General features: G+C 54.4%; 9 protein-coding genes. 5 read left to right on the top strand and 4 right to left on the bottom strand.

Annotated elements, in window-relative coordinates; genetic code table 11:
- Positions 1-183 precede the first annotated feature (183 nt).
- Together ppnN and AC6CIA_RS21145 are read left to right on the top strand one after the other, a co-directional pair.
- Positions 184-1,557, top strand: coding sequence for a nucleotide 5'-monophosphate nucleosidase PpnN (ppnN, locus tag AC6CIA_RS21150; RefSeq protein WP_084380523.1), 1,374 nt, complete (start codon positions 184-186; stop codon positions 1,555-1,557).
- 355 nt (positions 1,558-1,912) lie between these two features.
- Positions 1,913-7,033 (top strand): NEL-type E3 ubiquitin ligase domain-containing protein, encoded by a 5,121-nt coding sequence (locus tag AC6CIA_RS21145; protein WP_498314831.1) that lies wholly within the window; start codon positions 1,913-1,915, stop codon positions 7,031-7,033.
- A 160-nt stretch (positions 7,034-7,193) separates the two neighbouring features.
- Here the strand turns inward: AC6CIA_RS21145 and mqo are convergent, their stop codons facing one another.
- Positions 7,194-8,840, bottom strand: coding sequence for a malate dehydrogenase (quinone) (mqo, locus tag AC6CIA_RS21140; protein ID WP_498314829.1), 1,647 nt, complete (start codon positions 8,838-8,840; stop codon positions 7,194-7,196).
- A 491-nt stretch (positions 8,841-9,331) separates the two neighbouring features.
- Here mqo and AC6CIA_RS21135 point away from each other — a divergent pair, with 491 nt between their 5' ends.
- Complete coding sequence (locus tag AC6CIA_RS21135; protein WP_498314827.1) at positions 9,332-10,519, top strand: MFS transporter; 1,188 nt, start codon at positions 9,332-9,334, stop codon at positions 10,517-10,519.
- Between the two features lie 113 nt (positions 10,520-10,632).
- Here AC6CIA_RS21135 and AC6CIA_RS21130 read toward each other — a convergent pair whose 3' ends face one another.
- On the bottom strand, positions 10,633-10,782 hold the full coding sequence (locus AC6CIA_RS21130) for a hypothetical protein (RefSeq protein ID WP_339530418.1): 150 nt from the start codon (positions 10,780-10,782) through the stop codon (positions 10,633-10,635).
- 296 nt (positions 10,783-11,078) lie between these two features.
- Between AC6CIA_RS21130 and AC6CIA_RS21125 the strand changes: the two genes are divergently transcribed.
- The gene (locus tag AC6CIA_RS21125) at positions 11,079-11,960 is read left to right on the top strand and encodes a manganese catalase family protein (RefSeq protein WP_498314825.1); all 882 of its coding nucleotides are present in this window, start codon (positions 11,079-11,081) and stop codon (positions 11,958-11,960) included.
- A 378-nt stretch (positions 11,961-12,338) separates the two neighbouring features.
- On the opposite strand, the gene AC6CIA_RS21120 is transcribed toward AC6CIA_RS21125, so the two are convergent.
- Together AC6CIA_RS21120 and AC6CIA_RS21115 are read right to left on the bottom strand one after the other, a co-directional pair.
- The gene (locus AC6CIA_RS21120; RefSeq protein ID WP_498314824.1) at positions 12,339-12,647 is read right to left on the bottom strand and encodes a BrnA antitoxin family protein; all 309 of its coding nucleotides are present in this window, start codon (positions 12,645-12,647) and stop codon (positions 12,339-12,341) included.
- Positions 12,625-12,900 (bottom strand): BrnT family toxin, encoded by a 276-nt coding sequence (locus tag AC6CIA_RS21115; protein ID WP_028237683.1) that lies wholly within the window; start codon positions 12,898-12,900, stop codon positions 12,625-12,627. Before AC6CIA_RS21115 ends, AC6CIA_RS21120 begins: the two co-directional genes overlap by 23 nt.
- Positions 12,901-13,399: 499 nt before the next feature.
- Here AC6CIA_RS21115 and AC6CIA_RS21110 point away from each other — a divergent pair, with 499 nt between their 5' ends.
- Positions 13,400-15,037, top strand: coding sequence for a restriction endonuclease (locus tag AC6CIA_RS21110; protein WP_498314822.1), 1,638 nt, complete (start codon positions 13,400-13,402; stop codon positions 15,035-15,037).
- Positions 15,038-15,496 lie beyond the last annotated feature (459 nt).

Below are 15,496 nucleotides of genomic sequence, written 5' to 3'. Positions count from 1 at the left end.
ACCCTATATTTTTCCGCTGCTGGCGCGAATCCGGCAAATTCTGCGGCATGATGAGACGCGACTGTATTTGCGTCCGGCCCATCAGCCGGAGAAAATGCCAGCCAATGCGACCGTATTCGGCGCTCCTCATCCTCAAGCCACTGGCCGCGCGCGGTCCGGTGGTTGCGCTTTCAGGGAACCAGAATGCCACAACGACACGTCATCAACGCCTCCGTCAGCCCTAAAGGCAGTCTCGAAACGCTGTCTCAACGCGAAGTCCAGCAGCTCAGCGAAGCCGGTACCGGCAGCATCTACACCCTGTTCCGCCAGTGCGCCCTGGCCATCCTCAACACCGGCGCGCATATCGATAACGCCAAGACCATCCTCGATGCCTACAAAGACTTCGAAGTGCGTATCCACCAGCAGGATCGCGGCGTACGCCTGGAACTGTTGAACGCACCCGCCGACGCCTTCGTGGATGGCGAAATGATCGCCAGCACCCGCGAAATGCTGTTCAGCGCTCTGCGCGACATTGTCTATACCGAAAACGAACTGGACAGCCAGCGCATCGACCTGAGCAACTCCCAAGGCATCACCGACTACGTATTCCACCTGCTGCGCAACGCCCGCACCCTGCGCCCGGGCGTCGAGCCGAAAATCGTGGTGTGCTGGGGCGGGCACTCGATCAATACCGAAGAATACAAATACACCAAGAAAGTCGGGCACGAACTGGGCCTGCGCAGCCTCGACGTCTGCACCGGTTGCGGTCCCGGGGTGATGAAAGGCCCGATGAAGGGCGCGACTATTTCCCACGCCAAGCAACGGATCACCGGCGGGCGCTACCTGGGCCTGACCGAGCCGGGCATCATCGCCGCCGAAGCGCCCAACCCGATCGTCAACGAACTGGTGATCCTGCCAGACATCGAAAAACGCCTGGAAGCCTTCGTACGTGTTGGCCACGGCATCATTATCTTCCCGGGCGGCGCCGGCACGGCCGAAGAGTTCCTGTACCTGCTGGGCATCCTGATGCACCCGGATAACCGGGATGTGCCCTTTCCGGTCATCCTCACCGGGCCGCAACAAGCCGCGCCGTATCTGCAACAGCTGCACGCGTTTGTCGGCGCAACCTTGGGTGAAGAGGCGCAAGCCCACTATCAGATCATTATCGATGACCCGGCTGAAGTCGCCCGCCAGATGACCGCCGGCTTGAAAACCGTCAAACAGTTCCGCCGCGAGCGCAACGACGCGTTCCATTTCAACTGGTTGCTCAAGATCGATGAAGGTTTCCAGCGTCCGTTCGATCCGACTCACGAAAACATGGCCGGCCTGCAACTGAGCCACGACCTGCCGCCTCACGAACTGGCGGCCAACCTGCGCCGGGCGTTCTCGGGGATCGTGGCGGGTAACGTCAAGGACAAGGGCATTCGGTTGATCGAACAGAAAGGGCCATATGAGATCAATGGCGACCCGAGCATCATGAAGCCACTGGACGAACTGCTGAAAGCGTTTGTGGCACAGCACCGGATGAAATTGCCGGGTGGCGCAGCCTACGTGCCGTGCTATCGCGTCGTACAGTGACCAGGAAACGACTGGAACCCGGGCTTAGCAGCCCGGTTGCAGTCGTGGAATCGGGGAGTGTCGCAAACTTGTTATCAGTGCATGAAAAACGCCGCGAAGCACGCAGACCGACGGAGGAGAATGAAAACATCAACGCGGTGGGATATAAGGAACTGGGCACGGAACAACTGGAGCAGTGTTGCTCAAGGAAATGAGTATCAGGAACAAAATTCCGACATGAACTGTTTGCCCGACGACCCTGTGTATCCAGCGAATATTTTTAGTTCCACACACTATTCTTACATTAAATAGTTAGCCTGTTACAGCCTTCCCCGCTCGTTATGATTTGGGCATCTATCCCAAACGAACGACCGCAATGACAACCTCCCTCAAACCCAAATCATCCGAATCAGGCGCGGCTATTGCTCGTGCCAAACAATTGGCCAATACATCGGCCGAAAACAGACATGCATCGTTTATTTCTGATCAGCTTCCCCTCTGGTTTAAAAATGCCACGCCTACCGTACGAGCAGCTTTACGCGCCAGTTTTGATGCAGGTGTAGAAACCCAGCGGGAGGTGACAGACATCCTGGCCCAGGTTCAATCGATTGAACAGTTCGCCGAGCCGCTATTAAAAACGGCGCTGACCGCCAGAGGCTGGACAGGTATCAATCCACGAAACTACGGTTTCAAACAGGTCCGCCTTTTAAACAACCTGACTATTTTTGTTGCAAGTCAGCAACTCAAACTGGCGGACACGCTCATTAAGTTGAGTCAACCTGAATTCCTTTTGCCCGAAACACTGGAATTGAATTTGATCTCCAGCGTCAGTCGACACAGCCTGCTTCAAGCCGCATTACAAAATTTTGAAGCCTTCGAAGCTGTCCCAGACGGCCTCGATGCGGGATCGGCTATCTACTCGGTCATGGATAATCGGGAAGCTGTTCAACACACGTTAAAACCTGAACACTTCGCCCTTATCTGCCGAGACTTAAACTTGGGAGTGCAGTATCAGCAACACCTGCAAACTATTTTTGAACCGAGCGGTGACGGACTGCCACCCCATGACATTAACTCCACAACGTATAGACGCAAAGTAATATTCAGTCAGAACCTTCGCCATGAATTTACGTCCGCACTGCATCTATCCTTCATGAAAAATGAACTGCCGATGCCTCATTATGAATTCATAAAGTCGCTACTAAACACTACGTCTCCACCGCTGTCGCGGACCAGCCCAACGTGCAGCACCCTGAAAATCACGAACTTTGTGGTACCGGGCATCCTGATTTTCTGGCCCGAAAACAAACCAGTCACGCAGCAACAAACATGTGTGCTCTATCTACCCAACAGTCCGGATAAAGCGTTTCACACATTCAACTCATTTTTAATCTTAACGGTGACACTGTCCGGGTGGTTGAAAGACCCTGCATTCGCAAACTATTTTTACCCTCTGATTCCTCTTCGTCACCGTAGCGAGTTCATTCAACGCGTGGACACGGTCAAAAACACGCAAGCGTCTCTATTCCTTCGACGAATCCCCATTTTAAATTCATACATTTCAATCAGTGACCTTCATCATTTGTCTCATCAAGACGATCCCTTCATGGTGACTTGGCAATTACAATGGGAAAAAATCAGAGACGATGCCAGATTGTTGGTTGTTCCCACGGAGGACGAGGACTCTAAAAGCCGACTGGAGAGACAAGCAGCTTATTTGAATGTCGGACTCAGTGCCCTGACGTTGGCCCTGGGCTTCGTGCCGGTACTGGGGGAGATCATGCTGGCAAGCAGTGTTCTTCAACTTGGCGTGGATATTTATGAAGGTATTAGCGCTTGGCAGCGCAATGACCGCGTCGAGGCGGTCAAGCACGTCTTTGATGTGGCTGAAAACGTTGCGTTGGCCGCGATCACCAGCGGCGCATTACGCGCCCTTAAGCCCGCTCCCGTGGTAGAAACATTGATTCCCGTTGAATCTGTTAACGGCCAAAAGCGATTGTGGAGGCCCGACTTGAAACCCTACGAATCGACAGGCATTTCATTGTCAGGTCTTCTGCCTGATGCGCAAGGCATCTATAGCAAAGACAGCAAACAGTTTATCAAGCTGGAAGATAAGGTTTATGAAGTGGGCACCGATACACAGACGCAGCACTATTTTATCCGCCATCCTGACGACCCACTTGCCTACACACCCAGACTCACGCATAACCTGAGCGGCGCCTGGTTGCATGAAGGCGAAAACTCGCAACAGTGGTCGCGGACAACGTTGTTTCGGCGTCTGGGTCCAGAGGCCGAGGAGGTATCGGATACAGCCATTGAGTACCTTTTGAAGGCCTGCAATATCAATGACGACGTACTGCACAAAATACACATGGATAACCTGGCTCCTCCGCCTATATTGCTCGACAATATTAAGCGTGTACGCCTGAGTAAAAAAATTGAGCGTTTCATCGCGTTGATGCAACAAGGCAATAGCGGCAGCGCTGAGTTTTCAGCATTGCAGTTGGAGTTACTTACCGGGCTGGATGGCTGGCCGAAAAATAGCGTATTGCGGGTGGTAGATGCGCAAGGAAACACACTTAAGGAGTTCGGGAAAGACCTGTTGCCGACACACCCACGCATACAAATCGTTGAGAGACAAATCCAAAATGGCGACGTCCTTAAATTCACCCTGGACAGTTTGTCGTCCGCACACATTGATCGATTACTGGGCCCCACACTCAACCGTCTTGATACGCGGATAACCGCGCTGTCGCGCAAGCTGGGCCGACACGCCCAGGCGACCAAGCTTGAACTGCTCGAAAGGTTGTATAAGGCTGATGAAAAAGTGACTGCAGAGATGCAGGTGCTGCACCGTCAGTTCCCGGTCTTGCCCGCTAATGTGATCACAGAGTTATTGGGCAACCTGAACGCCACACAGCAGAGTGCACTGCACGCGGCCGGACGTCTTCCATTGCATGTGCTTGAAGAAGCGCGGATCTATGCGCGGGAACTACGCCTTAACAGAGCACTGACAGGGCTTTATTTCGAGGGTTTAAGCAACGCGGACAGTCAACGTCTCGCGTGGAACAGCATGCTTCACTTGCCCGGCTGGCCCAGCAATCTTGGAGTGGTGCTGAGGGATAAACATACCGCTGAAGTGCTCAGCACGGTGGGCGGTGAGTCCGCGCCACTCAATCGCGAGTTTTATAAACATGGCAGCCTGTACGAATACGTTGTACCGAGTACAGGGGAAATCTACAGCAGTCCTGACCTTATCCATTGTGTGTTCAACGCTTTACTGCCAGCCGAACGAGCCACACTTGGCCTGACAGACACTGACTCTGCAGTGGCCTTGACTCGTAAAATTGCAGATCAAGTGGCTCACGACCGTTCACACAGCGCCACCTTGTTGGGAATGCAGCCCATAAAGCTCTGGTTTATCCCTCCGATGCGTTTAGCCGCGGGTCGTCGAGGCTATACACTGGGCGGCCGTTCGGGCCATGTTATTGACGAGCGCAGGACCCTATTGCTCAAAGATCTCGTCAGCGAGCTTTATCCTTTAATGAGCGAGGAACAAGCCGGCCAATTTCTTTATCGACTACAACTTTCAACCCAATTGACCACTCGAGCCTTGGCCAGACTCAAGGCTCAACTCGATACCTTACGTCACGACCTCGCTCGATGGACAGCGTCGCCCGTGTGGACAGAACCGCGCAATGGGCCTCGACGAGAGGTGTCAAGCCGGGATAAACGGGACATCAGTCAAGCGTTGATCCAGGCATGGCGCAGACAAACTGAAAGCGTCCGTATCGGTGACCACACCGGTTACATACTGGATCTCAATGCTTGGCCGGTTGATTGTTTACCGAGCCTGTCTGCGGATTTTAGTCATATTAGTGCGCTGTCTTTGAGCCATTCACCCAACGCCAGGTTTCCGACCAGCTTTCTTGAGAATTTTTTTAACCTACGCGTGTTGTCACTTAAAAACAGTCAATTGACCGAACTCCCCTCGTCCCTTGAAAACATGAGTGAATTGCTCGAACTTAACGTACAAGGTAACCACATCGCTTTGAACGACCGCGCCGTCACGGTGCTTTCCCGACTTAAAACGCTGAAAACACTTAATTTAAATGGCAACCCGCTAGGCCGACGTATTTCGGTGCGAAACATGCCCGACCTGGAACATCTTTACTTACGTAATACCGGCCTGCTGACATGGCCAGAGGGCGTGGAAACACTCACCCGGTTGCAGACCCTGGATTTGCGAGATAACGTGATCAGCCGTATTCCGCAAGACGTCTTGTCGACAGAAAGAGCAGCCATCAATCGCGTAACACATTTGCACGACAACCCATTAAGTGCCGACTCTTTGCGTCGTGTGGAACTCTATCGACGAGAGCACGGCATCAGTTTTGGCATCACGTCGCGCCGGCAACATCGACTTCAGCTTAACGGAATTAATAATTGGACGTCCCAGCCGACACCTGAGGAATCGTTGATCTGGGGTGAGTTGAATCATATTGAAGAGTCGACCGATTTTTTCCGCGTGCTGGAGGACTTGAGTGCATCATCTCAGTTCAGGTATGGGCAGGGGTATTTACGTGAACGGGTCTGGAACGTACTCAACGCGATGTACGAACACAGTGAATTAAGAACCCAGTTATTTGAGGTTTCGGCCAATCCAGAGACCTGCGCCGATGGCATCCCGATGATTTTTTCGGACCTGGAACTTCGCTATAAAATCTTCATGGCTCAAAGGCAACTCAACGCTGGCGAAGCGCTGGCGAGTCTGGCACGCGGTCTCTACCGTATCGAGTTGCTAAACACCCATGTACAAGGCGTTATTGATGCACGTATTGCGGCAATCCATGCAGACCAACGCAGGTATGTCGCGCAACTACAAGACCTGATCGACGCTGTGGATCCGAATTACGCGCCTGAGCCTCTGGTCAATATGACCGCGGAGGAACAGCAGGGTATCGCTTACCGGTTGAATACACCTACCGCGCTCCTGCTGGCATCGCGGTTAAGCCCATGGGATTTACAGGCGCGAATTGATCGAGTGGAACCCTTGGAGATACAGATGTTTTACCAGGTCCATCTGGCGCAGCAATTAGACTTACCTGCCCGTCCTACCAGCATGCTGTTTGAAAAATTGGCAAACATTACGCCTGAGCAGTTGGAAGACGCCAGACGCTCTGTGCTAAGGGAGGACACGCCGCTTGCCAGGCTCGCGCATCTCGAAAAATCAGGCTTCTGGGAGGCGTTCCTGGAGAAGAAATACCCCGACAGTTTCCGGGAAGTCGACTCGCCGTTACACAAGCGCCTGGAAGGAATCTTCCTGGCGCGCGAGAAGCTTTCCAGTCAGGAATACGTCATCCAGACAAAGAATGTTCAAGAAAATCGCCGTAAAGCAAGGGAAGGGTTGATCCATCGACTGACCGTAGAAGAAGTCGAAAAGCCCCGTTCTCCACCTCCTGATAAACCTTCCAGATCGAGCGTAGACCGAGCTTGATTCTCGGACACTACAGCGTTTTCCAAACCGCATAATGAGGGCGGCAAAAGTCGCTGACGCCTCCAGGCCTTTCCTGAAGCCCCAAAAAAACCGCTGACCGTTACCGGTTCAGCGGTTCTTTTACAGCGGCTCAGCCCTGGCCCAGGGCTTCGTCAGCTGACTACAGCGCGATATCAGCCGCAGGTTTGCTCGGCTCGGTCGCAGGCTTGGCGGCCTCGGTCGACTGTGGAGCAGCCTGTTGCGAAATCGCTGGCGGTGGAGCCAGTTGCAGAACCTTGGCGGTGTAGGCCCATTCCTCAGCAACACGCTCCGGATTAGCGTTCAACTGCGTACCGTAGCTTGGTACGATCTGGTGCAGCTTTTCCTGCCAGGCGGGAGAAGCGACCTTGTCCTTGAACACTTTCTGCAGCACGTTCAGCATGATTGGAGCCGCGGTAGACGCACCTGGCGATGCACCCAGCAGGCCTGCGATGCTGTTGTCGGCGGAGCTGACCACTTCGGTGCCGAGCTTCAGGACGCCGCCCTTCTCTTCGTCACGCTTGATGATCTGCACACGCTGACCGGCCTGCCACAGACGCCAGTCATCTTGCTTGGCGTTCGGGAAGTACTCTTGCAGCGCCTTGAAGCGGTCGTCGTCCGACAGCATCAATTGACCGGCGAGGTACTCGACCAGCGGATACTGCTCAATGCCGACTTTGGTCATCGGCCAGATGTTGTGGGTCGTGGTGCTGGTCAGCAGGTCGAAGTACGAACCTTCTTTGAGGAATTTGGTGGAGAACGTCGCGAATGGTCCAAACAGGATCACGCGCTTGCCATCCAGCACACGAGTGTCCAGGTGCGGAACCGACATCGGCGGCGCACCCACCGACGCTTTACCGTAGGCCTTGGCCAAATGCTGCTCGGCGATGCTCGAGTTCTCGGTCACCAGGAACGAACCGCCCACCGGGAAACCTGCATACTCGCGAGCTTCTGGAATACCCGACTTCTGCAGCAGATGCAGTGCACCGCCGCCCGCGCCGATGAACACGAACTTGGCGTCGGTCTCGGTCTTGGTGCCGTCTTTCAGGTTCTTGTAGCTGACGCGCCACGAGCCGTCGTCATTGCGGGTGATGTCCTGCACTTCGCTCGACAGTTTCAGGTCGAACTTCGGCGTGGTCTGCAGGTGCGCGACGAACTGGCGGGTGATCTCGCCGAAGTTCACGTCGGTACCCAGCGGAGACCAAGTGGCCGCGACTTTCTGGCTCGGGTCGCGCCCTTCCATCATCAGCGGAACCCACTGCTTGATCTGCGCGGGGTCTTCGGAGTATTCCATGCCAGCGAACAGCGGGCTCGCTTGCAGCGCGTCGTAGCGCTTTTTCAGGAATTTGATGTTGTCATCGCCCCACACAAAGCTCATGTGCGGAGTTGAATTGATGAACGAACGAGGGTTCTTCAGAACGCCTTGTTGAACCTGCCACGCCCAGAATTGACGGGAAATCTGGAACGCTTCGTTGATCTCGATCGCTTTCGGGATCTGCACGTTGCCGTTCGGGTCTTCCGGGGTGTAGTTCAGCTCGGCCAGCGCGGAGTGACCGGTACCAGCGTTGTTCCAGCCGTTGGAGCTTTCCTCGGCGACGCCGTCGAGGCGCTCGACCATCTCCATCGACCATTCCGGTTCCAGCTCATTAAGCCAGACACCCAAGGTCGCACTCATGATGCCGCCGCCGATCAGCAGCACATCGACTTTCTTTGTCTCTTGCGCCTGGACGGATGTGATCCCCATCGACAAAGCCAGCCCCAGCAGAGCAGTGTTTACTTTTTTGAACATCGTAGCACCTATGATAAAACGCCATCCGCCCCACAGCCCGGTCTTATCCGGCAACCTTGATTCACGCTGCATCAAGCGACGCATCGCGGGTTCCCGCATCGACCAGAGACCGAAGAGTGGGCACACAAGACCGACGTATCGACCTCACTTTTATGTCCCTTCTGCGCTGACTTCTTATCATTATTGGCTTCAGCCATCTCGGCGACAGCAACTCACCGGTACCTGTTCGGATGCACGTACCGTGGAAAGAGTAGACCAAGACGGCGCGCAGAATATCACGGCAAAGGGCCGCTATGCGCTGTTTGGCCAATTGACAGCGCTAAAACGCAGGTTTTAGCCGACCTGAACGGACTCAGTGTCAAGCCTGGCCGGCGCGACGTGAGGTCACAGGCATGGAACTCTCGTGCTGGAGTCTGTTCTAGACACCTTCGCCGCCGCTTGCGTAGCATCCACGGCATTCACTTGAGCCACCTTTCAACACAGAGCGATCCATGTCTATCCACCAAACACCCGGGCACATACTGCCCGCGCGCAGCGCCGCCAAGATGGAAGCTGCGATGGCCGTGGGCGCCTTCGCTATTGGTACCGGCGAATTCGCCATCATGGGGCTGATGCCCGACATCGCCAGCAACCTGAACCTGAGCGAACCGCAGGTAGGCCACGCCATCAGCGCCTACGCGCTGGGAGTGATGGTCGGCGCACCACTGCTGGCGATCCTCGGCGCCAAACTGCTGCGCAAACACATGCTGTTGCTGCTGATGGCACTGTACGCCCTGGGCAACCTGGCGACGGCATTTACCCCAACCTTTGGCAGCCTGGTGGCTTTTCGCTTCATCAGCGGCCTGCCCCACGGCGCCTACTTCGGCATCGCCGCCGTGGTAGCGTCGAGTATGGTTGCCACGGATAAACGCGCCGGCGCCGTCGCACGGGTGATGATGGGCCTGACCCTCGCGATGCTGTTGGGCAACCCGATTGCCACCGTCCTTGGGCAATACCTGGGGTGGCGCTCGGCGTTCGCGCTGGTGAGCGCGATCGCTCTGTGTACCATCGCGCTGGTCTGGCATTTCGTCCCCGACCGCCACGACGAGCCGCGCAGCAACCCGCGGAAAGAGCTGCGCGCGTTCAAAAAACCGCAGGTGTGGATGGCTCTTTCCATTGGCGCCATCGGCTTCGCCGGGATGTTCTGCGTGTTCAGCTATTTGGCCCCGACCATGCTCGAAGTGACCAAGGTGTCGCCACAGTGGATTCCGTTCGGCCTCGCGGCATTCGGTTTAGGCGGCATCATCGGCAACATCGCGGGTGGCAAACTGTTCGACCGCCTGCAATTCCGCGCCGTGGGCCTGATCCTGGTGTGGTCGATGGCGGTACTGATGTTCTTCCCCTTGGCCGCCGGCTCGCTGTGGGGCGTACTGTTGGGCATTGGTCTGGTGGGCACCATGGTGTCCCTGGCAGCGCCGTTGCAAATCCGCCTCATGGACATCGCCCACGAAGCGCCGAGCCTGGCGGCAGCGTCCAACCATGCGGCATTTAACCTGGCAAACGCGCTGGGGCCGTGGTTTGGCGGGATGGCAATTACCGCAGGATTGGGCTGGACCAGTACCGGGTATATCGGTGCAATGACCGCGCTGGTGGGATTGGGAGTTTATCTAATAGCGCGGCGGATGCAGGGCGGGCATTGAAACACCCTGCGCCTGGCAGCAGCCGTGGCCTGCCAGGCCACTCGCCGCCATCACCAGCGATAGTTTCAAGCGATTCGGCCCCGGCTGCTGGCGACCGTCCGGGCCCTCGTTTTTTACTTATGCTCTTCTGCCGCGCCTTCTTGCATCTGTACCGACGATTTACTGCCATCGGTATTGTCTTTGGTGATGTTATCGGAATTGTCAAAACAGCCGTGAAGCAGGAATACGCTGCATAGACCCAGGCACATATATAACTTTTTCATGATCTCTCACCTGTTTGCGGGTTTTCTATCTGAGTTGGCTTCAGCACCTTCTTTATAGGTGTGCAAGCAGGAACCGGATGTTCAAAAATTCCGCGTCGCGACTGACCAGCGGCGCCCTGCGCGGTTCGGCAGGCCACGCTTCCAGTTCAAACCTCTTTGAACTATTCGACGGATACCGTCGGTCATCGTCTCCCCGTAATAAACGAAATTTCTCCTCGCGCTGCCTCTCACAATTTATGCGTGCCCGTCGCCCACGGTGCTGAGTACGCCTTTAGCCTAACCTGAGGGATTTCGAAATGTTTCTACATAACAAGCGACTTCAATACACCGTACGCGTTGCTCAACCGAATCCCGGTTTAGCCAATCTTCTCCTTGAACAATTCGGTGGCGCAAATGGCGAATTAGCGGCGGCGGCGCGCTATTTCACCCAAGCCCTGGCCGAAGAAGACCCAGGTCGTAAAGACCTGTTGATGGATATTGCCACCGAAGAACTGAGCCATCTGGAAATTGTCGGTTCCATCATTGTGATGCTCAATCGAGGAGCCAAAGGGCAACTGGCAGAAGGCGTACAGGAAGAAGGTGAACTCTACCGAGCCATTAATGGCGCGGGTAATGACTCTCACATCACCAGCCTTCTCTATGGCGCGGGTGCTCCCCTGGTGAACTCCGCCGGCGTTCCCTGGACAGCCGCCTACGTCGATTCAATTACTGAACCCACCGCCGACTTCCGCTCAAACATCGCGGCTGAAGCGCGCGCGAAAATTCTCTATGAACGCCTGATGAACGTCACCGATGATCCCGGGGTGAAAGAGGCACTGGGGTTTCTGATGACGCGAGAAATCGCCCATCAAAAGTCCTTCGAGAAAGCACTGCACTCCATCCAACCCAACTTTCCGCAAGGGAAACTCCCGGGAATGCCGGAGTTCACCAGCAAGTATTTCAACATGTCGGGCGAACCCAATGTACGGGGCCCATGGAATGAGGGTGGCGACTGGGAATATGTTGAAAGCCCAGAGCCTGCGGTCGATGGCGGCGACGGCCTGGCCTCCGTGAACCTTTCTCCAGCCGATGAAGCCGCCGTGGAAGCGATGAAGCTGCGAACCGCATCTGACCCGCTCAGCGAACCTGTGACAGGAGCCGATTTGGGATCAGGCCACCTGCAGGGCAAAAACGCTTGATTCATCCAACTCATCATCAGCGACCTCGCCTTTGAGGTCGCTTTTGGTGACGGAAATTCATGCAGGGTTCCGCCGGGTTTAAACACCCCCAAAATGCCAAACAAGCACCCAGCCAGCCTCGCCTTGATCGGGGTGCAGAAGTGCGGAAAAAAAGACCTATTTAGACCGGAGGCGAGGTGGGGGGACGACGGCGCGCTCCAGGTGCTGAAGCACGTCACCGGCCTGGCTTATAGCACGTTAATTCCCCAAAACCCGACCATCAAAACTTGCCATCGTCAGTGAGAGCAAAGCCCGACCTTTGTCGAGAAAAGACTAAACGCCGGGCAGCAAAAAGCCGCCTCATGGGCGGCTAATTGTCTTGGGAGTGAGCTTTGGCGGCTAAGTCTTCAGTTCATCTGGTGTGTGCGTCTTGAGCCAATCGACCAAAGCGGCGTTCATTCGCGTTTGCCAGCCTGGCCCAGAAGCCCTGAATCGCTCCAGCACTTCAGCATCAAAACGAACATTCACGTGTTCTTTAGTGGCCACCGACTTTGGCCGGCCACGCTTTGGCTTGAGCATTTCCTTTGCCTGGGCCTTGCCAAACAACCCCGCCAACACATCACCGGCTGGCTTGGCCTTGGCAAAGTCCTTGGCCGACCATTCAGGGTTAGCCGTATCGACCATTTCAGGACTGGGTTTCTTGGTCATAATTTTTGACCTCCCGTTTGTTGGCTTTACGAAAGCTGATGACGTGGACCGCGTCACCCCGAGGGGTAAACACTACGACATGCAGCCGATCCCCTATGTACCCCATCGCCCGATAACGACATTCGCCGTAGTCAAATCGATCATCTTCCAAGATCAGGGCCGTAGACCATTCGAAGTCCCGCACCAGGGCAAACGGGAGTCCACGTTCTTCAACGTTGCGAGCGTCTTTGGCTGGGTCATAAGTAATCTGCATGACATTACTGTACCCACAATAAATTGACAGCACAAGGTGTTAACCTTATTCAGGACGGGACACCTATAACAAACAAAGGCAACAGATAATTTAACGTTGGCGATTCAACCAATTGGCGCGTCTCCATCCTCGCCATGCCATTCCTGTTAAACTGCGCTCCCTTCGCATTCGTCACCTCAGATCCTCATGCCCTCACACACCGCATCAACCCAAGCCTTCTCCCGCCGCTTTTCCGTGGCCCCGATGATGGATTGGAACTACTAATCCTGTAGGCCATGTATTCCGAGCCTTACAGAGCCGACCTGAAAGACTCGTACCACTTTTGTACCAACACTACTTTCACGCGGTGACGCCCTGCCCCTCACGACAGGCGGCAATCGGCCAGAAGTAGTCTATAAAATAGAACCCACGATCCGATGGGTAGAACTCGCAACCTCCCAAATCCGTGTTCATCGCTGCTTTTGTTTTGATACCATCGAGCCACCAGCAAGGAGGCGAGATGGCAAAGCGGAGTGGGTTCGAAAAGGTAATCCGTGCAATTGCACGGGAGACAGCGAAGCAACAGCGGCTGAATGAGTCAGAGCGTCGCGCTGCGGTGCGTGCAACTGAGCGTGCGGCAAGCCAACAGCTCAGAGCACATGCGATTCGCGAGCGTGAGCAGGTGCGATATGATCGCGAATCTGAGCGCGCCGCAAAACAAAACTACATAGAGTTTCGTGAGCAAGAGGTCCGTGACGGAAACGCAACCATTCGGTCTTGGGTAGAAGGATTGCAAGCCATCTTATCGGCGACGCTGATGGTGGATGACACCGTCACATTCGACTCCCTTCGCATCACTGACAACCCGCCGCCATTTGCACCAGCGAAATCTTTGACAACCGTCATTGAAGGGCCATCACTGGAGTTCTTCACCTCGAAGGTTGCTCCCTTGCCTTGGTATCTTTCGTTGATACCAAGCTGCAAAGCTAAGCACGCCGATCAACTGAGGGTCGCCGAAGAACGGTTCAGCTCAAGCGAGGAAGAGCATAAAGCTCAGGATATCCAGCGCCTGGAAGCTCTAAGAAGCTCGCGAGAAACCTACGAAAGTGGCGTATCGGCGTTTCTTGAGAAAAAGGCACTCCGCGATTCCGAAGTCGATGCGTTCCGTTACTCCTACTATGAAGGGGATCCCGAATCGATCGTTGCTTATTGCAGTATGGTTCTGGAAAAATCGGACTACCCTGAAGGCTTCCCACAGAATTTCTCTCTTGCATTTGTGCCCGAATCGAAACAACTTGTAGTTGAGTATGAGCTGCCCACGCCGGATATCATCCCTGAGGTAGCGGAATACCGTTACATAAAATCTAAAGACGAAGTCACCACCAAGCAGCGCAAACCAGCTGAAATCAAATCTTTATATGCTGATCTCGTCGCGAGTATCGCACTCAGGTGCCTCCATGAACTTTTCGAGGCAGACCAAGGAGAGTTCCTTGAGGTCTGCTGTTTCAATGGTTACGTGAACACCATCGATCCTGCAACTGGTCGAGGAGTGCAACCTCACCTCGTGTCTGTACGCACCACGCGTGAAACATTCATGGAAATCGACCTAGCTCGAGTGGATCGTGCTGTATGCCTGAAAAATCTAGGCGCACATGTTTCCCGGTCACCAAGCGAGGCGCAACCGGTTAGACCAATAATTGAATTCAACATGGTCGACAAGCGTTTTGTGGATCAGCAAGATCTTGCCTCGCAACTCAGTTCAGCCACCAATCTCATGGATCTCAATCCCTACGAGTTTGAAGCGCTCGTGGCGAATCTATTTGGAAAAATGGGATTAGAGTCAAAACTCACTAGATCTTCACGTGATGGCGGAGTCGATTGCATTGCTTACGACCCTCGCCCCATTTTAGGCGGCAAGGTGGTTATTCAAGCTAAACGATATAAGCACACAGTCGGCGTTTCCGCTGTTCGGGACCTCTATGGGACTATGATGAATGAAGGTGCCAATAAGGGAATTTTGGTAACCACCAGCGGCTACGGTCCCGATGCATTCGAGTTCGCTAAAGACAAGCCGATCGAGCTCATCGAGGGCGGAGGGCTGCTTTTTCTCCTACAAGAAATTGGAATCGAAGCGCGAATTTTGATGCCCGTAGAATAGTCAAAGGTCCGCCCAGACACTCTAGCCCAGTAGAATGATCTGACGCGGGGCTCTCCCGTGCACAACAGAGTGACATGTATGTGCGCGGCCCAGCAGCATTGCCTGTCGCTTCAGTCCCGAAACCACCTGCGAATACCAACATCTGATGCTGCGTGGATGAGAGAGTGCATGTGTGAAGCTAAGGGAAGATTGCACTGCGCAATTCTGTCTGCGACTTCAGCAGAAGCCCGTCATAGGCCCATTCGAAGTTTTCATGTTGACCCACGGGAAAGAGGTTAGGAAGGTCAGTTTTTTTCTAATCGCCCTGAAAGCCTTGTGCGACGTGGCTTTGCGACGACTATGGTAGGTTAGATTTTGGTTAGCATTAGGTTATTTATTAACCTTTATAGATGTTAAAAAACCAAAAAATAAATTACTTATAAATCAATAATTTACGCATTACTAACCTTCAACCTAACC

Source organism: Pseudomonas sp. GQ91, assembly GCF_059758795.1.
This window is presented reverse-complemented; position numbering and strand designations above follow the sequence as displayed.

Coding starts and splice junctions, on each gene's coding strand:
- AC6CIA_RS21145 (WP_498314831.1), top strand. CDS start 1,913: ATGACAACCTCCCTCAAACCCAAATCATCCGAATCAGGCGCGGCTATT.
- AC6CIA_RS21120 (WP_498314824.1), bottom strand. CDS start 12,647: ATGACCAAGAAACCCAGTCCTGAAATGGTCGATACGGCTAACCCTGAA.
- AC6CIA_RS21125 (WP_498314825.1), top strand. CDS start 11,079: ATGTTTCTACATAACAAGCGACTTCAATACACCGTACGCGTTGCTCAA.
- mqo (WP_498314829.1), bottom strand. CDS start 8,840: ATGTTCAAAAAAGTAAACACTGCTCTGCTGGGGCTGGCTTTGTCGATG.
- AC6CIA_RS21135 (WP_498314827.1), top strand. CDS start 9,332: ATGTCTATCCACCAAACACCCGGGCACATACTGCCCGCGCGCAGCGCC.
- AC6CIA_RS21115 (WP_028237683.1), bottom strand. CDS start 12,900: ATGCAGATTACTTATGACCCAGCCAAAGACGCTCGCAACGTTGAAGAA.
- AC6CIA_RS21130 (WP_339530418.1), bottom strand. CDS start 10,782: ATGAAAAAGTTATATATGTGCCTGGGTCTATGCAGCGTATTCCTGCTT.
- ppnN (WP_084380523.1), top strand. CDS start 184: ATGCCACAACGACACGTCATCAACGCCTCCGTCAGCCCTAAAGGCAGT.
- AC6CIA_RS21110 (WP_498314822.1), top strand. CDS start 13,400: ATGGCAAAGCGGAGTGGGTTCGAAAAGGTAATCCGTGCAATTGCACGG.